Here is a 20,790-nt window from a genome sequence, read left to right on the forward strand (position 1 = left end):
GGTCCTTAGATGGGTTCGCCAAAGGCTCGCGCCCGGCTGGCCAAGCTTGCTTCATCCCGCCCAACGCTCCGGATCGCGGCAATCACCATCGCGATGCCGATCGTTGGGATGACAAGGCTGAACAACATTGATTCACGCAACGCCGAACCTGCCGCCCTCCCCGATGCGGCAAGCATATCGCTGCCAACGCCTATGGCATATGGGCCGATGGCGCCCGCGATTAGATAGGTCGACATGAAACCAAAGGCCGTTGCCGTGGCACGAACGCGTGGAAGCACGAGATCGTTGAGCGTCGAAACGCTGGGCCCAAGACCCATGGACGAAAAAAGCAATAGGGCGAAGCTTCCGACATAGGCTATTTCAACCTGGCGCGCGGTGAGCAGCAGAAGCGATGCGGCCATGCTCATCATCAAGCTGATCAGCAGAACAATCAGTTTACCAGCAGCGGTCCAACGGCGCAGCAGATCGGACAACAAGCCGCCGGCCACCACGCCGACCAAGCCCGCCGTCGCGGCTGCCATTCCGATAACCTTGCCGATTTCTTCCGTATTGAGACCGAACTGGCGCTGATAATAAGAAATGCTCCAGAAGCCGATCGACTGGATCATAAAATTGGTGGCCGATGCACCGACGACGGTCCACAGAAATGTACGGCAATGAAAGATCAGACCGAAGCTGACTCGATCACGGATCGCCAGCAACTGCGCCCAAGAAAGCACCGTGTACATGCCGAAGCCGACGGCTATCCATTGCACGATATTGCCTGTCGCCTGAATCATCAGCCCGGCAAATGCAGCGATCAACAGGCCACCAGCGAGATTCGACAAATGAGCGCCCCGCCCGGCTTCGTGACGTTTCAACGCCCATGCAGCGCCGATCGGCAACATGCCGACCAAGGTCAGCGATGCTTCTTGGACAGGATGCGGATGCTCGGCTGTGACGATGCCATCGCCTTGCCCCCGCCGAGGCTCCCGAAGAAGCAACACGATCAATGCCAGCAGCAGGCCCGGAAAACCGACAACGAAAAACGCTACCTGCCACCCGCTTAGGGCGAAGGGGGCGGATTCGGGATCGGGAAATGCTGCCGCCCATCGGTGCAATAGAAAGCCGCCGAGGAACACACCAAGGCCCTGCCCGATGAAAGCACCCGCCGAGTAGAGAGAGAGGATGGTGGTGCGGATGCGCGGCGGAAAATAATCGTAGAGAATCGAATAGGAGGCTGGCGACGCGCTCGCCTCTCCCGCCCCTACGCCAAAGCGGCAGAAAGCAAGCGCGGCGAAGCTGTGCGCGAAGCCGGAAAGGGTGGTCATAAGGCTCCATATGCTCAGCCCTACGGCGATTAGCTTTTTGCGGTTCCAAACATCGGCAAGGCGACCCAGCGGAATGCCCATCACCGAATAGAAGACGGCAAATGCGGTGCCGAAGAGAAAGCCGATATCGGCGTCCGATATGCCCAGGTCCTGCTTGATCGCTTCGGCTAGGATCGACAGGATCTGCCGATCAATGAAGTTTAATATGTACACGACCATCAAAACCGCGAGCACCAGCACCGGATAGAGGCCGCCCTTGGACGGCACAGCCAATCCAGAAGATCCCGCTGCATTGGCGTCTGTTTCGAGCATGTTCAGCCTTCCCGCGCCGGCGCGCGATCATAATTGGCTTTATTCCGGCTGCGCCTTGATGGCGCAGCCGGAATGAGACGGCTAGAAATTGATCTTGAGTTCAGCGCCATAAGTCCGAGGCGGCTCGATATAAGCAAGGAATCCGGTGCGCAGCAGCGCAGTCTGAGTAACGGTGCGGGAAAATACCACCGTATTGGTCAGGTTCTTGCCATAGAAGGACAATTCCCACCTTTTGCTGTCGGGCCGCAAGGTGATCCGTGCTCCGAGAAGATCATAAGCCGGTTGCATCGCGTTGAACGAATTGTTGGTCTCACTGAGGAAGCGCCTTGAGCTATGATAATAATCGCCGCTCAGAACGAAGTCACCGAAGGTTCCGAGCGCCTGCGTATAGGCAACGCCCGCGTTGAACGTTAATTTCGGCGCATTTGGCAGCCGGTTGCCGGCCAGATTTCCGGCAAGAGTCGGAAAGTCGCGATACTTGGCGTCAAGTACTGCAACTCCCATGTTAATGCTGAGAGGATCGACCGGACGCCACGCCATTTCGACCTCGCCACCTTTCAGACGCGCGCGTGCGGCATTGCGAACGATCTCGACACCCAGATTGTTGGGATCAAGCCCCTGCACCTGCAGGTCGCGATAGGAATAGACGAAGGCGGAACTGTTAAGGGTCAGCCGGGCTTCGGGAAAATGAAGTTTTACGCCCGCTTCGAAAGCATCGACATTTTCCGGATTGACGGCTGGGTCGAAGGAAGACGCGTTAAACGCGCCCGACTTAAAACCTCTCGAATAGGAAGCATAAATCATCTTGTTCGCATCGATAACATAGTCGATGCCGATCTTCGGCGTCCATGCGTCCCAGCCCTTCTTCGCCCGGACAGGCCCCGCGAGTAGATTGAAGTTCAGATATCGCGCGCGGTCGATCCGCTTCGTTTCCTTGCTGTATCTCAGCCCCGCATTCACCCTGATATGATCGGTGAGGAAATAGGACAGGTTGGCAAAACCCGCATAGGCGCTCGTCTTTCCGAAAGCGTTGTACGTCGTGTGGTTCGCAGCGAGGACCGGGATCAGCGCGACATAAAGCCCCTGACGAAGTGTATAATTGTCGTCATGCAGATAATAGAGCCCAGTGCTCCACTGGAACGGCCCCTTTCCGGAGGAGCCTAGGGTGATTTCCTGACTAAAAGTGTTGCCGCCATCAGCGATGCCATTGGGCTGGCCGTTGCGGCCATCGGTGATGCCCGCGATCTCGGTCACGTCCAGATCGCCCGTATAGGGGCCGACGTCGATCGAATTGTATCCGGTGATGGAGGTCAGCACCATCGACCCCAGATCCAGCGTCATTGTCCCGTCAACGTACCAACTGTTGATCGGCGCCATGCGGGGCCCGTAATCCGAGTTCACCTTCCGTGGATCGGCGATTATCTTCGCACGCCCGAACGGCCCCAGCGGATCGATGTAATGTTTGAGCGCGGTCTGATCCGATTCATCGTCCGAGAAACCGGCGTGGACATCTATCGTCAGGTTGCTGCTCGGCGTAATCCGGGCGGCGATGCGGCCTGCCTCCAGGTTCTGGCGACCGAAGGTCTCGCCCCGGCGCAGCAGATTTTTAGTGTAGCCGCTGCGCTCGCTATGCATGAAGGTCGCGCGAACCGCAACAAGGCCGGGAGCCACTGGCACGTCCACTTGGGCGATTAGCCGGAGCGCGTCATAGGCGCCATAGCCCGCGACCACCTTGCCGCCGAAGTTCTCCTTGGGCGGTTCGCTGATATAGCGCACCGCGCCGCCGGTCGAGTTACGGCCGTAAAGCGTGCCCTGTGGACCGCGCAGCACTTCTACCCGTTCGAGATCGACGAAATCGAGCAACGCGGATGTGCCGCGCGAACGATAAACCCCGTCGACATAAACCGATGATGAGGGATCGGCACCCGCTCCGCTGAGGCGGGTCGAACCGATGCCACGTACGAAAATCTGGCCATCCCGGCCCGATTCCCCAAAGATCACGCCGGGCGTTGCCTGCTCCAAATCAGCCGGCCCGCGGATGTTCGCGGCTTCAAGTTGGCCGGACGTGAAGGCGGTAATGGCGATGGGTACTGTCTGCAGCGACTCTGAACGACGCTGTGCCGTGACCACGATTACATCACTGCCTTCAGACTGCGCCCCGGCTGAGGCGTCCTGAGCAGCAGCAGCCGACACCGGAGCCAGCAAGGCGACGCATAGCGCAAGAGTGGATATCCTCAGGGTCCGGTGCACATACCTCCCATGGATTTTCGGCTTGCTAGAAATCACGGCAGTCCTCCCCTTTTCAACCTACGACACATCACATCTTTGTGATCACGCCCTTCATGTCATTGACATGTTAGCTACCACACATCAGAGGTCAATGCTTAATTTGCAGGCTTCTTATAGTCAGAAAATCCCTTATGTAACATTCTAGCCCGAAGGGCGGTGGACAGTTTTTATGCTTATCTGATAACGGAATGCAGGATTGGCATGGGAACAGATTTGCCCTGCGCAACGCGGCAACTTTAGGAGCGGAATTCCGCGAAATCGCCGCAGCTTGCGTGACTCTGATGGCGACACTAGGCCGGCAAGCGGAAGAAAGAGGCGTTGGGGACTGTTTGCTCGCTGCCCGCCGCGATCTGCGCGTAACCGTCAAATGGCCCCCCGAGCACCCGATGTGATCTAGGGTGTCGGGTCCCTGACCCATCGCAGCGCGGCGCTAAAGTATCCGTGATGATGAAGTCGGAGATTGGGCCCGGCATCGATCGGCTTTGAGCAGAGCGTTTGCAATAATGAAGATTTTACGCATAACAATTGTGATGGCGATTTGGGGAGGTTTTCTGTTTGTGACGAGCTGCTTGCACTTCGTCTTGAGGTCAGGGTTGTATCGGGCTGCAACGAGGGCGGTTATGAAGAGCGCATGGCGCACGCTAGCGCGCTCGCCGCGAATGAAGCTGATACTTTTCCATTGGTGCGAAAGGAGCACGAACAGCGAGTGACACGGGCTACTTGTTCTTGATAGTACAGAATTGGGTCGTTTTGGCGATGAGTTGGTTGGCGTTTAGCGTTCCGATGCCGGCGATACTGGTCAGGATCTGATGTCGGCGTGCGAGCGCGGCATCGGCGGATGCAGGGTAGCAGCCATGTGGGCCAGCAGCCTAGCATCGATGCGATCGGTCTTGGCGAGCATACCGGTGGACTGGGCGAAACGCCGGGCACGTTCAGGGATAATATTGACGCAGGTCCAGTCGGCGAACGCCTTTCCCAGCACGCGATGGTAGCTGCCAGTTGCCTCGAAGGCGATCCGCTCAATCGAATATCTTTGCGATCAAGTGATCAACGCGTTGTAGCTTTTGGCTGTGTTGGCGAACTGGTGCTCGGCGCCGACAGGGTGAATTTGGAAGTCGAGAATCGCTGTGGAGATGTCGATGCCGATTGTCTTTGCTAGATTGCCGCTCATCCTTTCAAATGTCCCAAGCTTGTCATCCGAGTCCAAAGCCCCGGTATCCGTTCGGGCCTGAAGGAAAAGAAAGGGGCGATCGTACTCCTAGCCTGGTCTCTAGACGACCGGCGGTTTAGCGATCCGACCACTCCCGCCCGGACCGGAGTGGCCACCTTGGTCCGGGCAATCAGGCATGACCGAAACGAAAGGCAATGTCATAAGACAAGCGTTCAGCCGATGACGCTCGTTTCACAACACCGGCGCCAGCACTGATTGACTACGCTGCTGTGGAGCGCTTTGCTGAGTAGCTCATTTGAAGCGTGCGAGCCGAGTCTGACATCGCGCGACACCCTGAGGACTTGCTTTCTTGGTCATCGCTGACTCCGGTAGCCGATCACATCATGACGGCGATGCTCCTTCTCGACGATACGGCGATCGACAACAGTTGCCTGAAGATCGCGCCCGCCAGCCAGCGCACGGGCCTGATGTGTCCGCGCTCGGAAGACGGTTTTGGCGATGGACGGTTCGGATTTCGGCATCGGACAGCTTTTGCCCATTCAAATACAGGCGGGTTCGATGATCTTCTTCAACGCGCTTCTCATGCACCGTTCTGATGCCAATCGTTCCTTCGACGACTGGCGGGCGCTGCCCCCCCCTCCTATCAGCCGGCGGGATCTCCAAAAATAAATCGACCCAGCGCGGAGCACCCGGCTAGAATGATCTATAGTCCGTAGAAACGCGCTGCAGTTTCTCCCCAGATCGCGGCGCGATCCGCGTTGGGTAACGCCGCCGACCAGTTCTCTACACAGCCTACCCAGCGGTCATAGTCACCGTTGATCATCAGGACCGGCCAGTCACTTCCCCACATCAGTCGCTCCGCGCCAAATGCATCCAGCAGCAGATCCATATAGGGCGCGAGCACAGCGTCGCTCCAGCCGGGCGACGCCTCTGTCGCAAGGCCCGAGAGCTTGCAAAACGCGCCGCTTCCAGCGGCGATGGAGCGCATCGCGTCAGCCCATTCGCGAAACGCACCACCCTTGATATTCGGCTTCGCGCCATGATCGACAACGACGCGTAAAGAAGGATAATGCGTGAGGAACTCGCAGAGCGGCAAAAGATGTTCAGGCTTCACGAGGGCATCGAACGTCAGCCCATGGTCGGCCATTGCGTTGAATCCGGACGTCAAACCGCGATTCAGCATCCAGCGTGGATCGGCTATGTCCTGGATCATGGGCCTGAGACCTTTGAGCCAAGGCGAGCTGGCTAGACTCGCTATACGCTGTGTCACATCATCCGCCTCGAAATCGACCCAGCCAACAACTCCGGCGACGAACGGCGTTCTTGCCGCGATATCGAGAAGAAAATGCGTCTCGTCTTCGGAAGGAGCCGCTTGGACCAGAATGGTCTGGCCGATGCCGTGCTGCCGCAACGTGGGCGCAAGATCGCGCGGCAGGAAATCCCGGTAGATGGGACGTGATGCAGGGCTAAGCCAGTCATAATCGCCGCGCTCGATGCGCCAGAAATGGTGATGGGCGTCGATCCGCATCAGCCGATCACGCCCTTCACCAGGATTAGATTACCATAAAGGAGCATCTCTCCGGTCGCGACGATCGCGAAGCATCGACGTGCGCGATCATAGAAATCATCACGGTCAAGTAGGCCGATCTCATGGCCATGCCCGCTTACGGCGAGCAACCGGGCGAATGCCCGGGCCATGGCCGACGGCTCGCTTTCGTCCCCCTCCACCGCCATGCAGTAGGCCGAAGGCAACGCAAAATCGTCGACCGGCATTACGGACAGGATCGCTTCAGCCATGCGCGTTGCACCGATACCCTCGGCCCGGTGCAACCGCCTAGCATTGGCTTCAGCGGGAAAATTGGCGTCCACGATCGCTATAGCATCACCATGCCCCATCGCACAAAGGCTGTGCAGCAGATCGGGACCTAGCAAAGGGTCAATGTTCTTCAGCATATCGCATTCGCTCCGGCGGGCACGCCCAGCTCGCGCCACAGATCTTCCGGCACGGCGTCAGCAAGCGCCTGTGCGTTGCGGGTGACTTCCTGCACTGACTGCCCTCCCGGAATAATGGACACTATTGCAGGATGTGAACGGGCGAAGTGGAGTGCGGCCGTCGCCAGCGGGATTCCGTAACGTGCGCATGTCGCCGCCATTACCCGAACACGCTCGATGATATCGGGAGGGGCCGGTGAATAGGCGTATCGTGCGTCGGGAACTGGTCCCGTTGCAAGAATACCACTGTTGAAGGGGCCGCCAATCACCACCCCGACGCCCCGGCTCAAACAGGCGGGCAGCAGATCGACGGCCGCCGTCTGGTCAAGCAAGGTGTAGCGCCCGGCAAGCAGCAGCAGATCCGGATCCGCCTCTGCGACAAGACGCTCGCAAGGGGCGTTCTCGTTCATTCCCGCCCCGATGGCGCGCACCGCTCCTGTCGCTCGGAGTTCCCGCAATGCTTCCCAGCCGCCCCGGCACATCAGTTGGTGCCAATGATGCTCGTACTCGGTGCCATGCGTCACGGGGTCGAGATCGTGGACGAAAAGGATATCAGGCGAAATGCCACCTAGCCGAGCCAAGCTTTCTTCAAAGGAGCGCATGATGCCGTCGCGGCTGTAATCATAACGAACCCGCACTTGCGGCGTGGACAAATAGATGCCGCTAGCCTCCTCGCCGGCCGCGCATGGTTCAAGGATCCGCCCGACCTTGGTGGACAACAGGAACTGCTCTCGCGGCTTCAGCGCTAGCATCCTGCCCAACCGCATCTCGGATAGGCCGTGCCCATAGAGCGGTGCGGTATCGAAATAGCGGGCACCCGCATCCCATGCGGCTGCGATGACATCGTCGGCCTCGGTTTCGGCCAGTATCCGGTTCATGTTACCGAGCGGCGCAGCGCCGAATGCGAACCAAGAGAACTCCATGTTCAGCCGGCATTTGCCGAATAATGTTCAAGCTGCCCTTCGACGGCCTGGGCTACGGCATTGAGATGTGCACGCATCGAAGCGCCGGCGAACTCCGGATCGCCGATGCGGACAGCTTCAACCAACCGGGCATGCTCCGCCAGCGTCGCTTCCGGACGCCCCTGCGACGGCAGCGCCAGCCGCCGGACACGATCGAGCTGCGCACGGACGGCATCAAGGAATTTCATCGCGCGCGACCACCCAATAAATCCGAAGATCAATTCGTGAAGCTGCTCGTCGAGTTCATAGAAATGGGTAAGGTCACCGCGCGCGAGCGCTTGGCGCTGCCCTTCTAGGTTTTCATCGAGCGCAACGATCAATTCTGGTGTACGTATTGCAGCCGCCTGGCGCCACGCTTCCACCTCCAGCCCCGTACGGATGAACAGGCCTTCCCGCACATCGGAAGCGCGGATTTGTGCAACGAAGCTACCATGCTGGGGAAAGACATCAACCAGTCCTTCCTCCGTCAACCGGGCAATCGCTTCGCTGATTGGCGCTCTTGACACGCCTAGTTCTGTAGCCAGTTCGTCCTTTTTCAACAGCGCCCCGGGCGGCAGGTCCAGGTCGCGGATGCGCTGGCGCAACACCGCATATACGCGATCAGCCTTGAGGACGGACAGGCCAGCGTTTTTTTCCTTTGTCATATCTTGGCCTCTTAACACTAATATGTTAGCGACGTCAAATAGCCTGGTGGTTTCGGCATGAAAGCCGGAGTTTCAGCAATTTCACCTTCTATAAACATTTCAGAAGATCGGAGGATATCCGCTTGCCGACCCTAGCGCCAATGCCGGCAACCCTATGTCTGAACGCTAACGACTCAGTCGTTATCGCCACTCGGGATTTATCCCAAGGCGAAGCACTGACCGAGTTGGGGCTTGCTGCATCTGGTGTCGTCCGGTCCTCTGTTCCAAGCGGGCACAAGCTGGCCATCTCCTCCATTCGCCGGGGCGACCCGATCTTCAAATATGGTCAGGTTATCGGAGTGGCATCACGCGATGTCGAGCCAGGCGATCATGTTCATACACATAACCTTTGTATGTCCGATTTACGCAATGCAGCGCCAGCCGCCACTCCGTCCGGTGTCGAGGCCGCTCCAAATCAACGCAGCTTTCGTGGTTATCGCCGCACGCGCGGGCGGGCAGGCACGCGCAATTATGTTGCTGTCGTTGCATCGGTGAATTGCTCCGCGACGGTGGTTCGCGCCATCGTCGAGCAAGCGGAACGGTCGGGTATGATGCGCGCCTATGCCAATATCGATGGATTGGTGGCCCTGACCCACAATAGCGGCTGCGCCATCGCGGGCGCGGGCGAGAGCTATGACATGCTCAGAAGGACTCTTTGGGGGACCGCCGCCAATCCCAATATCGGTGGAGCGCTTTTCGTGGGCTTGGGTTGCGAGGTGGTTCAGGCGAATGGCCTGCTGGCCGATTCCGGCTTGGCGGGGGAACCGGGCTACGCCGCCATCACGATCCAAGGCGCGGGTGGCACAAGGGCGGCCATCACCGAAGGGGTGCGGGCTTTGGCCGGCATATTGGAAGCGGTGGATCAGACCGCGCGCGAGGATTGCCCGGTGTCAGATCTCGTACTCGGACTGCAATGCGGCGGGTCAGACAGTTGGTCGGGCCTCACCTGCAATCCGGCGCTGGGCAATGCGGCGGACAGGCTGATTGCCCTCGGCGGCACCGTGCTGCTCTCCGAGACGCCGGAAGTGGTAGGCGCCGAGCATCTGCTGATCGCTCGTGCCGCTGCTCCAGAGATCGCCGAAAAGCTGCACGAGCGCATCGCGTGGTGGAAAGCGCACACGGCCATCCATGGCGTCAGCCTCGACAATAATCCATCGCCGGGAAATATCGCCGGCGGGCTGACGACGATTTTGGAAAAGTCGCTGGGGGCCGTCGCGAAGGGCGGCTCAATGCCTTTGGTGGATGTGATTCGCTATGCCGAGCCAGTGCGCAGGAACGGCTTCATCTTCATGGACAGTCCCGGCTTCGACCCTTGTTCTGCCACAGGCCAAATCGCGACTGGAGCGACACTCATTGCGTTTACAACCGGCCGCGGATCGGCTTTCGGCGCTAGGCCAAGCCCCTCGATCAAGCTCGCCTCCAACAGTGAAATCTATCGCCGGATGCCCGACGACATGGACATCGACTGCGGCCCTATCCTCACCGGAGAGGCCAGCATCGCCGAGATGGGCGAGGCTATTCTGGAGTTTCTCATCGCAACAGCATCCGGGCGACCATCGAAAAGCGAGACGCTCGGCTACGGCAATATGGAGTTTGTTCCATGGCTAACGGGCGCCACCCTCTAAATTGCCATATCAAACTACGACAGGAGGACCCATGTTTCCCAAGCCGACATCAGATCAGATTGCCTTCTATGCAGAACATGGCTGGATCATCGTCAAGGATGCCATACCACAAGCCACGCTGGATGAGATCGAAGGTTATTGCGACCAGCTTATCGACCGCAAGGAGGAAATCGCATTCGATTGGGCTTGGGCGGAGGGCGAGAGCCGTGACGCCCGCTCCTTTCGAATCATCCAGTCCAAGCCTGAATTCGTCTGGCCGGAAGTCGACGTGCAACCCTATCGCCAATGGCTCGTCGAGTTTGCGTCAGGCCTGATGGAGCGCCCCATGGCATTCTGGTACGATCAGTTCCTGGCCAAGCCGCCGGGCCGGAGTGTGCCGACCTATTGGCATCAAGACGAGGGATATTGGGGCCGCAACCTGCTAAACAAAGGGATCACCTGCTGGATCCCCCTTCACGATGTCGATGCGAGCAACGGGTGCATGCATTTTATCGATCGGGGGCATCGTGACGGAATCATCGAGCATTGCCACGTGACCGGCGTTCAAAGCGACCTGCTCACCTGTGCTGTCGATGAAGCCAGATTGGTGGTGGCGCCGCTGAAGCGTGGTGACGTGACATTCCATCATTCAGCGATGCCACACATGACTACGGCAAATGTCAGCAGCCGCTACCGAAAGGCGATCAGCAACCACATCCAAGCGGCAGACTCCAAGGGCGAGGGCGACCATTATTCTTGGAAACTCAGCGTCAATCAGTTCTCCGGAGAACGAAACGTCCCTGCAAACTGAACATATCGTCGAACGAATGATCACACCCGCCGGCCGGAAATCCGAATTGATATGCCATTTGCCTTTTCCGGCCGTTCCAGTCGGGCGGACAACACCACGGAGCAGAAAAATGCATAAGCCCCGAAGACCGGCATCTACGGCCGGTCGCGCCTACGAAGCAGCACCGACAAGCCTTCCCGCCGATCTGCCCGATAGTAGCTACGCTCTGCTTGAGTGGGCCGCGGAGCAATATCGCGACCGGACTGCCATAAGCTTCTTTCCGGATGTTAATCGGCACTGGGAAACGACGAATCTCAGCTATGCCGAACTGTTCGACAAGGTCACACGCGCCGCCAATCTCTTTCACCATCTGGGCATCGAACCCAATGACGTCATTGCGCTTCTACTGCCCAATCTGCCCGAGACCCACATCGCGATGTGGGGTGCAGAGGCTACTGCCATTGTCTTCCCGCTTAATCCGGCTCTCGATGCGACATCACTTGCACTTATGATCGCTGCCTCGAAAGCGCGGCTCTTGGTCACAACCGGTCCGGGTTCGGAATTGTATGAAACCGCTCGTGCCGTGTTGGGCAACACGCCGTCGGTTGAAAATGTCGTGGTGATCGGGGCAAAGGACGTGCCCTTATCCATCTACGGCAAGCCCGTGCATGATCTGGCCCGATCATTGGAGGCTATGCCGTCCAGCAGACTCGCCAGTAACCGCTGCATCAGATCAAGCGAACTCGCTTCCTACTTCTGCACTGGCGGCACCACTGGCCTGCCAAAGATCGCCACGCGGAGCCATGGGCAGGTCATCGCCAACGCCTGGATGACGGCAAGGATGTTCGAGGGCGAACTGGGACCAGAATCAGTCTTGTTCTGCGGCTTGCCCCTGTTCCATGTGAACGCGGTCGTCGTGACCGGCCTTATGCCATTCCTTATCGGCGCTTCAGTCTTGCTAGGAACACCACAGGGGTATCGCTCGCCGGCCTTACTGTCGCGGTTTTGGGAGATCGTAGCGGATCATCGCATCACCGGCTTCAGCGCCGTGCCGACCTTGTTCTCCAGACTGCTCGAGCACCCTGTCTCAGGTCATGACCTTTCTTCCCTGCGCTTCGCCATCTGTGGCGCTGCTCCGCTGTCGACCGAACTCTTGTCGCGCTTTGAACGAAGCTGCAGCGTCTCGGTGGTGGAAGGCTACGGGCTTACCGAAGCGGGGTGCGTGGTATCGATCAACCCTGTTCGCGGAGAGCGCCGCGCCGGTTCGGTCGGACTTGCTCTGCCGACCGAGGACATACGCATAGTGATCCTCGACGAGGGCGGATCATTCAGCCGCGACGCGCGCATTGGCGAGATGGGCGTCGTAACCGTGGCCGGCCCGAACGTCTTTTCTGGTTATCTTGACCACCGGCACAATGCAGATGTGTGGATCGATCGCGGTGATGGCAAGTGGTGGCTGAACACCGGCGATCTTGGTCGTTTTGACGACGACGGTTATCTGTGGCTTACGGGACGTTCTAAAGATCTGATTATCCGGGGCGGCCACAATATCGACCCTCAAATCATCGAGGAAGCACTCCATGCTCACCCCGATGTAGCACTGGCCGCCGCAATCGGGCGTCCGGATGCTTATGCTGGTGAGATTCCAGTCGCGTATGTCCAGTTGCGCAGCGGTGCCCTCATTAACGAAACGGATCTTATGGCCTACGCAGCGAAGAGTGTAGGTGAGCGCGCGGCGATTCCAAAAGCAATATTCATTCTAGACCACCTGCCTCTAACGGCGATCGGTAAAATTCATAAGCCAAGCTTGAGAGCTTACGATCTCAATAACCGCATATCAAATAACGCTGTGTCGAATTGATGTGATGTGCGCCCCTGATTGCTATCAATCAAATGTAGAGCCTTGCTCGTTCCTGATAATTGTTTGAAGGGAAGACGACGATATTGGCGCGGGTCTAATCTGAATATCCCCTAGGGTCCAGACTCAATCCCAGCAGCCTTCGTCAGTCGCCAGCTTGCCTCCTTCGACGGTGCCATAGCAGCCGAAGGTGGAGCGCTCCGCTTCACACTGCCCGGCGACGACGTCCCCGACCTTCGCTTCGTTCGACTGGCCGTCGAGGGAATAAAGGCACCTGCCTTGGCAATCGGCCTTCGCCGAACAGGCTTTGCCAGCATCACTATAGCGGAACTGGCAGAACGGGCTGCCAAAGGGCGCTCGGCTTTCATAGCCGCCTTGCGCACGACATATCTTCGCCTCAGTGAAGGTCAGTCGCTTTTGCGGAGCGGAGCAACTTCCAACGCATGTCGCTGAGGCGATCAGCAGCCCAATCCACGCCGCACGGTCAAAGATGTTCCAATCCATGAATGACAACATCTCACGCTCTGCTTTAGCTTTCTACCCGCAACCGCGTTCAGAGCCAGAAGGCGACGGCGGCTGCGAGGCTTACGGCTGACAGAAAATTCCTGGCGAGCTTGTCGTAGCGGGTGGCGATGCGTCGGAAGTCCTTCAGGCGGCAGAACATGGCCTCAACCCGCCATCGGTCCTTGTAACGGCGTTCATCATACTGGATCGGGCGCTTGCGGTTGCATCGTCCGGGGATCACCGGGATCGTGCCCTGTTCGCGCAAGGTCGCCCTGATGCGGTTCGCATCGTAGCCTCGGTCGGCGATCACCCGCTTCATGCCGACGGTCTCGCCGATCAGCAGGTCGGCCCCTTTCGCATCCGACGTGTTGCCGGGCGTCAGGACGAGGCGGAGCGGTCGCCCGAGAACATCGACGAGCGCGTGAATTTTCGTTGTCCGGCCGCCACGCGAGATACCAATGGCATTGGCCCGCGCCCCCCTTTTGCACCACCGGCAGAGCGGTGGGCCTTGATGTAGCTGCTGTCGATCTGGCCGGTTTCCACGATCCAGCCTTCCTCAGTCAGCGCCGCCAGGATGCGCGTCCAGATGCCCAGGCGGCTCCACCGGTTCCAGCGGTTGTAGACCGTCGTCGGAGGGCCGTATGCGGACGGGCAATCCGCCCAGCGGCCACCGCACTTGAGCATGTGAATGATGCCCGAGATCACCCTGCGATCATCGACCCTTCGCGCTCCAGGCTGGTTCTTCGGCAAGTGCGGCTCAATCGCGGTCCACGCTTCGTCCGACAGCCAGAACAACGAACGCGACATTCCCAACAGCCTCCTCCATCACTGGAGACCTCTGAATCAATGTGCACACAAATTTTCAAAAGGCTGATTGGGTTTGGACCCTAGCGAACGTTCCACCGGCTTTTACGCTTGGACAGAAAACGACATCGCGAGATTTAGAAACCACTGGAAGTTGGGAACCAAACAGCGATTGGCGATGGAGCTGTTGCTCTGGACCGATCAGCGCAAGATCGACACCGTTCATCTAGGGCCGCAGCATGTCTGCGATGGCAAGTTCGTGATTCGCCAAACCAAAACTGGCAAGACACTTATCTTACCCATCGCGCCTCAATTACTGGCCGCACTACAGTCGATGACAGATAACGACGGTTCCTGTTTTCTCATGACGGAGTGGGGCAAGCCATTTTCCGCAAAAGGGTTCGGGAACTGGTTTCGCAAACAATGAGATGCGGCTGGCCTGCCAAAGTGCACGGCCCATGGCCTACGCAAAGCTACAATGCGGCGCATGGCTGAGCAGCAGATGACGAATGCCAGCATGAAGGCAGTCAGCGGACATTCAAAGGACGAAGAAGTTGCACGCTACATTGAATCGGCCAACCAAGAACGTCTGGCGGAAAGCGCAATTACACAGATATCTGCATGGGAGATGTCTAACCTCGAACCAAGGTTAGACAGCGGGTCGCAGCAAGGCGCTGAAAATAAATGACTTTTCAGCGCGAATGGAGGCCCGAGCCGGAATCGAACCGGCGTAAACGGATTTGCAATCCGGTGCGTAACCACTCCGCCATCGGGCCTCGATCGCAGGAGCTGCGTGGTTCGGCGCGGTTAGCCGGAAGATCGCGCTGCCGCAAGCGGTTCTTGCGGGATGGTCAGCTTACCGGCGCGAACTGGAGGCGGCGCTGCTTGCTGTCGATGCCGGCGAGGCTCAGGTTCACGCGCTGGCCGGGTGCGGCACCGGCAATGCGGGCGCGGGCGACGACGGGCAGGTCCAGCAGCTGCACGCGCGCCGAATCGCCGTCGGTATCCGTCACGCAGGCACGGAACGTCTCACCCTCGCGCCCGTGCAGCATGACGGTTTCGGCAAGATCGATGACCGCGCGCTCGATCTGGCCGGAGAGCGCCTCGGCCTTCGCCATGACGGCAGGCAGGCGCTGGAACGCGGCTTCGACCTCCGGCGAGGCGGGCTTGCCATTGGTGACAGCGAGCGTTGCGCGAATCACGTAGCGGTCTGCCAGACGCCGCAGGGGCGCAGTCGCGTGAGCGTAAGTGGCAGCGATCGCTTCGTGCCATGGCGTGACGCCGGGTATCCATGGGGCGTAGCCGGCGCCCCCGCCTGCCCGCCGCACTGCCAGCATGAAGGCTGCGTGGTTGGGATTGCGCTGGTCCAGCGTACGTTCAAGCGTCTTGAGATCGGTGTGCGCGGGCCAGTCCAGCCCGAGGCCTGCGGCGGTGGTGCGCAGGCGAGCCATGGCTGCGGCGGTAGGGCCTGCCATGACGCGGAACAGGCCGGTGCCCGCCTCGTGCAATGCGCGCGCGATGGCGAGATTTGCGGCCAGCGAGAGGGTGGCATTGGCGCGTTCCGAAGCGAGCAGCGGACGGAAGGACAGGGCATAGCGCCCATCCCCGAGCGCTTCGACTTCCTGCTCCGGCGGATCGACGCGGGCGGCGCCGCGCGCGGCTTCGGCCGCGTTCATGCGCTCGGCAAAGCGGGCAAAGTCGGCTGGGAGCTGGTCGGGGCGGACGCTGTCGTAGGCGAGCTTGGCCCGGCTGCGGATCACGGCGCGGCGGGCGGCATCGAGCCGCGGTTCGCCATTGGCGCCGAGGCGCACGGTGAACACGACGGCCGGGCGCGGGCCATCGGGCAGGAGGCTGGCGGCACGCTCGGCCAGAGCGGGTGGGTAGAGCCCGGCCTTGCCATCGGGGAGATACTGGGTTTCGCCGCGCTTCCACGCCTCGATGTCGACCGGATCGCCATCATCGACGAACCAGGCAACGTCGGCGATGGCGTAGTGGAGGATCAGGTCGTTGCCGGCTGCCTCGATATGGAAGGCCTGATCGAGATCGGTGGACGTTGCCGGATCGAGCGTGACGAAAGGCTCATCGGTGCGATCCTCGTGCTCTGGCCCCAGTGCTTTTGCCGCTGCCAGTTCCGCCGCAGCGAGGACTTCGGGCGGGAAGCCTTCGGGCACCTGGAACTGCTGGCGGATGGCAGCAAGGCCGGAAGCAAGGGCGCCGGACGGATCGTGGATGGCCTTCATCGGGCAAAGCCTAGCAGGCTGTTACGGATCGACAAATTCCGCAGGCCGCTTTTCCATGCCCGCGCGGACCGCTTCCATCTGGTTCTTCGAATACATCAGTTCATGCTGGGCGACGGATTCGGCCATGAGCACTTCATCGACGCTCATGTCAGGCGTGCGATTCGACAGCGTCTTGGCTCCGCGCACGGCAGTGGGGCTCTTCGAGGCAATCGTGCGGGCGAGCGCCATGGCGTCGGCCAGCGGATCGGCGCTGACGTGGGTGGCAAAGCCGAACTGCACCGCTTCGGCGCCGCTGAATTCGCGGTGGGTGTAGGTCAGTTCGCGGAGCACATCGTCGCGCACGTTGCCGCGCCACAGGGCGTAGCCAGCCATGTCGGGGACGAGGCCCCACTTCACTTCCATCACCGCCAGCCGCGCATCGGGGGCGATGAAGCGGATGTCCGCACCGCTCGCGACCTGGAGGCCGCCGCCGAAGCAGACGCCGTGAACCGCAGCGACCACCGGCATCGGCAGCTTGCGCCAGACCATGGCTGCCTGCTGGGCGCGGTTGGCGTTGCCGTGGGTGCGGGCGGTGAGCCCGTCACCTTCCCACCGGCTGGTGTTTCCCATGCTCGACAGATCGAGCCCTGCGCAGAACGAACGGCCTGCGCCCGAAAGCACCACCGCGCGCACGCCGCGTTCGGTGTGGAGGTGATGGCCAGCAGTGACGATCGCTTCGAACATGGCATCGTCGAGCGCGTTCATCTTGTCGGCGCGATCAAGCAGCACGTGGGCGACGTGATCCTCGATGGTGACGGTGACGCGGTCGTGGAAGTTCATGGCAGGCATCCGTTGTCTGGTTCGTTGAGACCAAGGTGCCCGAGCGCTCGCGTCCGGTCCAGCTTCCTCATTTGACGGATCGCGCGAAACGGCAACGGCCCCCTCCGCAGGGGCGGAGAGGGCCGTCGTCATTCGTCATCAATGCCGCGTCAGGCAGCCGAGGAATTGACGCCCATCGACTGCAGGTAGCGCTTGATGTTGCGCGCGGCCTGACGGAGGCGCTGTTCGTTCTCGACCATGGCGATGCGCACGAAGCCCTCGCCGTCCTCGCCATAGCCGACGCCAGGGGCGACAGCGACTTCGGCGTGGGTGAGCAACTGCTTCGAGAATTCAAGGCTGCCGAGATGCGTGAGCGCGGGCGGCAGCGGCGCCCAGGCAAACATCGAGGCCTTGGGGCTGGGTATTTCCCAGCCGGCGCGGCCGAAGGCTTCGACCATCACGTCACGGCGCTTCTGGTAAAGCTCGCGATTCTTGACGACGATGTCCTGCGGGCCGTTCAGCGCAGCGCAGGTCGCCGCCTGGATCGGCGTGAAGGCGCCGTAATCAAGGTAGGACTTCACCCGCTTCAGCGCAGCGATCAGGCGCGCATTGCCCACGGCAAAGCCGACGCGCCAGCCGGCCATCGAAAAGGTCTTGGACATGGAGGTGAATTCCACCGCCACGTCCTTCGCGCCCGGCACCTCGAGGATCGAGCGCGTCGGGTTGCCGTCGTAATAGAGCTCGGAATAGGCGAGGTCCGACAGGATCCAGACCTTGTTCTCTTTCGCCCAGGCAACGAGTCGTTCGTAGAAGGCAAGGTCGACCGTTTCCGCCGTCGGGTTCGACGGGTAGTTGACGATCAGGATCGAGGGGCGCGGCACCGAGTACTTCATCGCGCGGTCGAGCGAATCCCAGTAGCGCTCGTCCGGCGTGGTCGGCACGGAACGGATGGTCGCGCCGGCAATGATGAAGCCGAAGGTGTGGATCGGATAGCTCGGGTTCGGGGCGAGCACGACGTCACCGGGCGCGGTGATCGCCGTGGCCAGGCTGGCAAGGCCTTCCTTGGAGCCCATTGTCATCACCACTTCGGTCTCGGGATCGAGATCGACGTTGAAGCGGCGGCCATAATAGTTTGCCTGGGCCTTGCGCACGCCCGGGATGCCCGAGGAGGCAGAGTAGCCATGCGCGTCGGGCTTGCGCGCCACTTCGCACAGCTTCTCGATCACATGGTCGGGCGGGGGAAGATCGGGGTTGCCCATGCCGAGGTCGATGATGTCCCTACCGGCGGCGCGCGCGGCGGCCCGCATGCCGTTGACTTCGGCAATGACGTAGGGCGGCAGGCGCTTCATGCGGTAGAATTCTTCGTCCACGGTTGAATACTCGTCGAAAAGGCGCGGCAGGATCGCCGCAGCGCAAGCCCTTACGCCAATTGCCCAGTTGTGGAAACCTTGCTCTCGATGGATGCATGATCGCGTTCGGCGGATGCATCTGCGGGCTAACAAGCTGTCACACGGCGTGTATAGATCGCTGCTACAAGGCCATGACGTAACGGCAGGGAACGGAAGATGACGAACAAGAACGTGGGTGATTCGCCAGCGGATTCGATCGTGTTCGAAGACTTGTTCCGCCAGCAGGGTGAAGCGATGCGCGCCATGTTCGCGCCGCTGGTGCCCGGCGCCGAAGCCGTCACCACCGATCCTGCCGACCTCCAGCACTGGGCGATGTCCGCGGCCAAGCTGCAGAAGATGTGGCTCGATTTCAGCGCCGAACAGGCCGGACAGGTCGAGCCGATGCTGGCGCGCCTTGGCGACATCGGCAAATGGACGCAGACGTTCATGGCCATGGCCGGCCAGTTGCCGATCGCGCAAGCCGAGACGCAGGCCAGGCTGTGGAACGAGAGCATGGCGTTGTGGTCTTCGGTCATGGGGCAGTTCGTCTCGGCCGGAACCGGCAACGCCGCGCCCCCTGCGCTGCCGCGGCAGGACCGACGGTTCAAGGACAAGCGCTGGCAGGAACAGCCCGCTTTCGCGCTGATCCACCAGACCTACCTGTTCCTTTCGGAAAAGCTGCAGCAGATGGCGGACGAGGCGCAAGGGCTCAGCCCCGAGCGCAAGGAGCAGCTGCGTTTTGCCACCAAGGTGGTGACCGACGCGCTTTCCCCGGCGAACTTCCCGCTGACCAACCCGGTAGTGATCGAGCGGACAATGGAGACCAAGGGCGAGAACCTGGTCAAGGGCGTCGAACACCTGCTCGATGACTTGCGCAAGGGGCAACTCACCCACACCGATCCCGATGCGTTCGAACTGGGCCGCAATATCGCGGTAACGCCGGGCAAGGTAGTGCATGAAACACCGCTGTTCCAGCTGATCCAGTACACGCCGACGACCGACGAGGTATTCGAGACGCCGCTGCTGATCTTCCCGCCGTGGATCAACCGCTTCTACATCCTCGACCTCAACCCGCAGAAGAGCTTCATCCGCTGGGCTGTGGCGCAGGGTCTGACGGTGTTCGTGGTGTCGTGGAAGTCGGCCGATGCCTCCATGGCCGAAGTGGTGTGGGACGATTACGTGCGCTCCCAAATCGAGGCGATCGACCATGTCCGCGAACGGCTCAAGGTTCCGGCGGTCCACACCATCGGCTATTGCGTGGCCGGCACCACGCTGGCGGCGACGCTGGCCGTGCTGGCGCGCCGGGGCGAGGCCGAAAAGGTTGCCAGCGCGACGTTCTTCACCGCGCAGGTCGATTTCGAGGACGCGGGCGAGCTCAAGAACTTCATCGACGACGGGCAGCTGAAGATGCTGCAGAGCCTTTCCACCGACGGCTATCTCGATGGGCGCTACATGGCAGCGACGTTCAACGCGCTGCGCGGCACGGACCTGATCTGGAACTACGTCGTCAACAACTACCTGCTGGGCGAGGACTATCCGGCGTTCGACCTGCTGCACTGGAACGGGGATACGACCAACCTGCCCTCGCGGTGGCACCAGGCCTATCTGTGCGATCTCTATCGCGACAACCGTCTGGTCATTCCCGATGCGATGGTGGTTGACAATACGCCGGTCGACCTGCGCCGCATCGCAACGCCATGTTACATCCAGGCCGGCCGCGAGGACCATATTGCGCCGCCGAACAGCGTGTGGAAACTGACGCGGCATCTGTCCGGCCAGTGGAAGTTTGTACTCGCCGGTTCAGGGCATATCGCCGGGGTGGTGAACCCGCCGGAATCGGGCAAGTACCAGTACTGGCTCAACCCGAATGATCCCGCGAGTCTGGAGGAGTTTGTGGCTGGGGCCACGGAAACCAAGGGCAGCTGGTGGCCGGACTGGATTGAATGGATTGAAAAACAGGCGCCCGACCTGATTGCAGCCAAAGGCAAGCGCAGTCCGGGCAGCAAGGGCGATCGCGTGATTGAGGATGCGCCGGGACGCTACGTCCGCAGCCGCTGACGCTTTACGGCGCCCGGCGTCGTCAAT

20 protein-coding genes and 1 tRNA gene are annotated in these 20,790 nt (G+C 60.4%); 7 read left to right on the plus strand and 14 right to left on the minus strand.

Going from position 1 to position 20,790, the window contains the following annotated elements; translation table 11 throughout:
* Positions 1-5: 5 nt before the first annotated feature.
* The 4 genes from HGI46_RS19245 to HGI46_RS22420 all read right to left on the minus strand — a co-directional run bounded on the left by HGI46_RS19245 (position 6) and on the right by HGI46_RS22420 (position 5,082).
* Complete coding sequence (locus tag HGI46_RS19245) at positions 6-1,622, minus strand: MFS transporter (protein ID WP_168905470.1); 1,617 nt, start codon at positions 1,620-1,622, stop codon at positions 6-8.
* 81 nt (positions 1,623-1,703) lie between these two features.
* Positions 1,704-3,827 (minus strand): TonB-dependent receptor, encoded by a 2,124-nt coding sequence (locus tag HGI46_RS19250; RefSeq protein WP_206065833.1) that lies wholly within the window; start codon positions 3,825-3,827, stop codon positions 1,704-1,706.
* 883 nt (positions 3,828-4,710) lie between these two features.
* The gene (locus HGI46_RS19255) at positions 4,711-4,935 is read right to left on the minus strand and encodes a transposase (protein WP_346766779.1); all 225 of its coding nucleotides are present in this window, start codon (positions 4,933-4,935) and stop codon (positions 4,711-4,713) included.
* 15 nt (positions 4,936-4,950) lie between these two features.
* The gene (locus HGI46_RS22420) at positions 4,951-5,082 is read right to left on the minus strand and encodes a hypothetical protein (protein ID WP_277346383.1); all 132 of its coding nucleotides are present in this window, start codon (positions 5,080-5,082) and stop codon (positions 4,951-4,953) included.
* Between the two features lie 383 nt (positions 5,083-5,465).
* On the opposite strand from HGI46_RS22420, the gene HGI46_RS22245 reads away from it, so the two are divergent.
* On the plus strand, positions 5,466-5,678 hold the full coding sequence (locus tag HGI46_RS22245; RefSeq protein ID WP_240946898.1) for a hypothetical protein: 213 nt from the start codon (positions 5,466-5,468) through the stop codon (positions 5,676-5,678).
* A 107-nt stretch (positions 5,679-5,785) separates the two neighbouring features.
* Here the strand turns inward: HGI46_RS22245 and HGI46_RS19265 are convergent, their stop codons facing one another.
* Genes HGI46_RS19265 through HGI46_RS19280 form a run of 4 tightly spaced genes read right to left on the minus strand, consistent with a single transcriptional unit; the run spans position 5,786 to position 8,680 of the window.
* Positions 5,786-6,610 carry an amidohydrolase family protein gene (locus tag HGI46_RS19265; protein ID WP_168905474.1) on the minus strand — a complete coding sequence of 275 codons (825 nt, stop codon included), beginning with the start codon at positions 6,608-6,610 and terminating at the stop codon, positions 5,786-5,788.
* Positions 6,610-7,035, minus strand: a complete 426-nt coding sequence (locus tag HGI46_RS19270; RefSeq protein ID WP_168905475.1) for an RbsD/FucU domain-containing protein — start codon at positions 7,033-7,035, stop codon at positions 6,610-6,612. Before HGI46_RS19270 ends, HGI46_RS19265 begins: the two co-directional genes overlap by 1 nt.
* The gene (locus tag HGI46_RS19275; protein WP_168905476.1) at positions 7,029-7,997 is read right to left on the minus strand and encodes an aldo/keto reductase; all 969 of its coding nucleotides are present in this window, start codon (positions 7,995-7,997) and stop codon (positions 7,029-7,031) included. Before HGI46_RS19275 ends, HGI46_RS19270 begins: the two co-directional genes overlap by 7 nt.
* Before the next feature lie 2 nt (positions 7,998-7,999).
* Positions 8,000-8,680 carry a GntR family transcriptional regulator gene (locus HGI46_RS19280; RefSeq protein ID WP_168905477.1) on the minus strand — a complete coding sequence of 227 codons (681 nt, stop codon included), beginning with the start codon at positions 8,678-8,680 and terminating at the stop codon, positions 8,000-8,002.
* Positions 8,681-8,802: 122 nt separating this feature from the next.
* Between HGI46_RS19280 and HGI46_RS19285 the strand changes: the two genes are divergently transcribed.
* The 3 genes from HGI46_RS19285 (at position 8,803) to HGI46_RS19295 (ending at position 12,974) form a co-directional block, all read left to right on the plus strand.
* On the plus strand, positions 8,803-10,344 hold the full coding sequence (locus tag HGI46_RS19285) for an altronate dehydratase family protein (RefSeq protein ID WP_240946899.1): 1,542 nt from the start codon (positions 8,803-8,805) through the stop codon (positions 10,342-10,344).
* 31 nt (positions 10,345-10,375) lie between these two features.
* Entirely contained in the window at positions 10,376-11,134 is a 759-nt protein-coding gene (locus tag HGI46_RS19290) for a phytanoyl-CoA dioxygenase family protein (RefSeq protein WP_168905478.1), read from the plus strand.
* Between the two features lie 109 nt (positions 11,135-11,243).
* Positions 11,244-12,974, plus strand: a complete 1,731-nt coding sequence (locus HGI46_RS19295) for an acyl-CoA synthetase (protein WP_168905479.1) — start codon at positions 11,244-11,246, stop codon at positions 12,972-12,974.
* A gap of 123 nt (positions 12,975-13,097) precedes the next feature.
* On the opposite strand, the gene HGI46_RS19300 is transcribed toward HGI46_RS19295, so the two are convergent.
* Together HGI46_RS19300 and HGI46_RS19305 are read right to left on the minus strand one after the other, a co-directional pair.
* Positions 13,098-13,475, minus strand: a complete 378-nt coding sequence (locus HGI46_RS19300) for a hypothetical protein (RefSeq protein WP_168905480.1) — start codon at positions 13,473-13,475, stop codon at positions 13,098-13,100.
* A 49-nt stretch (positions 13,476-13,524) separates the two neighbouring features.
* Positions 13,525-14,282, minus strand: a protein-coding gene (locus tag HGI46_RS19305) for an IS5 family transposase (protein ID WP_168905481.1) whose coding sequence is annotated in 2 segments (ribosomal slippage) — positions 13,525-13,949 and positions 13,949-14,282 — 759 coding nt in all. Because the reading frame shifts where the segments join, the coding sequence is not laid out codon by codon here.
* A gap of 169 nt (positions 14,283-14,451) precedes the next feature.
* Between HGI46_RS19305 and HGI46_RS21945 the strand changes: the two genes are divergently transcribed.
* Both HGI46_RS21945 and HGI46_RS21950 read left to right on the plus strand, forming a co-directional pair.
* On the plus strand, positions 14,452-14,706 hold the full coding sequence (locus HGI46_RS21945) for a hypothetical protein (protein WP_206065834.1): 255 nt from the start codon (positions 14,452-14,454) through the stop codon (positions 14,704-14,706).
* 60 nt (positions 14,707-14,766) lie between these two features.
* Positions 14,767-14,967: a hypothetical protein gene (locus tag HGI46_RS21950; RefSeq protein ID WP_206065835.1), complete on the plus strand. Its 201-nt coding sequence runs from the start codon at positions 14,767-14,769 to the stop codon at positions 14,965-14,967.
* A gap of 14 nt (positions 14,968-14,981) precedes the next feature.
* On the opposite strand, the gene HGI46_RS19315 is transcribed toward HGI46_RS21950, so the two are convergent.
* The 4 genes from HGI46_RS19315 to HGI46_RS19330 form a co-directional block, all read right to left on the minus strand.
* Positions 14,982-15,055 (minus strand) — tRNA-Cys (locus HGI46_RS19315).
* 75 nt (positions 15,056-15,130) lie between these two features.
* Positions 15,131-16,519, minus strand: a complete 1,389-nt coding sequence (locus tag HGI46_RS19320; RefSeq protein ID WP_168905482.1) for an RNB domain-containing ribonuclease — start codon at positions 16,517-16,519, stop codon at positions 15,131-15,133.
* Between the two features lie 21 nt (positions 16,520-16,540).
* Complete coding sequence (locus tag HGI46_RS19325; protein ID WP_168905483.1) at positions 16,541-17,347, minus strand: crotonase/enoyl-CoA hydratase family protein; 807 nt, start codon at positions 17,345-17,347, stop codon at positions 16,541-16,543.
* Between the two features lie 140 nt (positions 17,348-17,487).
* Complete coding sequence (locus HGI46_RS19330) at positions 17,488-18,687, minus strand: LL-diaminopimelate aminotransferase (protein ID WP_118072527.1); 1,200 nt, start codon at positions 18,685-18,687, stop codon at positions 17,488-17,490.
* A 195-nt stretch (positions 18,688-18,882) separates the two neighbouring features.
* Here HGI46_RS19330 and phaC point away from each other — a divergent pair, with 195 nt between their 5' ends.
* Complete coding sequence (gene phaC / locus HGI46_RS19335) at positions 18,883-20,763, plus strand: class I poly(R)-hydroxyalkanoic acid synthase (RefSeq protein WP_168905484.1); 1,881 nt, start codon at positions 18,883-18,885, stop codon at positions 20,761-20,763.
* Positions 20,764-20,790: the final 27 nt, after the last annotated feature.

The organism is Novosphingobium sp. ERW19, assembly GCF_012641315.1.
GTDB lineage: Bacteria > Pseudomonadota > Alphaproteobacteria > Sphingomonadales > Sphingomonadaceae > Novosphingobium.

Coding starts and splice junctions, on each gene's coding strand:
- HGI46_RS19245 (WP_168905470.1), bottom strand. CDS start 1,622: ATGCTCGAAACAGACGCCAATGCAGCGGGATCTTCTGGATTGGCTGTG.
- HGI46_RS22420 (WP_277346383.1), bottom strand. CDS start 5,082: ATGAGCGGCAATCTAGCAAAGACAATCGGCATCGACATCTCCACAGCG.
- HGI46_RS22245 (WP_240946898.1), top strand. CDS start 5,466: ATGACGGCGATGCTCCTTCTCGACGATACGGCGATCGACAACAGTTGC.
- HGI46_RS19265 (WP_168905474.1), bottom strand. CDS start 6,610: ATGCGGATCGACGCCCATCACCATTTCTGGCGCATCGAGCGCGGCGAT.
- HGI46_RS19270 (WP_168905475.1), bottom strand. CDS start 7,035: ATGCTGAAGAACATTGACCCTTTGCTAGGTCCCGATCTGCTGCACAGC.
- HGI46_RS19275 (WP_168905476.1), bottom strand. CDS start 7,997: ATGGAGTTCTCTTGGTTCGCATTCGGCGCTGCGCCGCTCGGTAACATG.
- HGI46_RS19280 (WP_168905477.1), bottom strand. CDS start 8,680: ATGACAAAGGAAAAAAACGCTGGCCTGTCCGTCCTCAAGGCTGATCGC.
- HGI46_RS19290 (WP_168905478.1), top strand. CDS start 10,376: ATGTTTCCCAAGCCGACATCAGATCAGATTGCCTTCTATGCAGAACAT.
- HGI46_RS19295 (WP_168905479.1), top strand. CDS start 11,244: ATGCATAAGCCCCGAAGACCGGCATCTACGGCCGGTCGCGCCTACGAA.
- HGI46_RS19300 (WP_168905480.1), bottom strand. CDS start 13,475: ATGGATTGGAACATCTTTGACCGTGCGGCGTGGATTGGGCTGCTGATC.
- HGI46_RS21950 (WP_206065835.1), top strand. CDS start 14,767: ATGGCTGAGCAGCAGATGACGAATGCCAGCATGAAGGCAGTCAGCGGA.
- HGI46_RS19320 (WP_168905482.1), bottom strand. CDS start 16,519: ATGAAGGCCATCCACGATCCGTCCGGCGCCCTTGCTTCCGGCCTTGCT.
- HGI46_RS19325 (WP_168905483.1), bottom strand. CDS start 17,347: ATGCCTGCCATGAACTTCCACGACCGCGTCACCGTCACCATCGAGGAT.
- phaC (WP_168905484.1), top strand. CDS start 18,883: ATGACGAACAAGAACGTGGGTGATTCGCCAGCGGATTCGATCGTGTTC.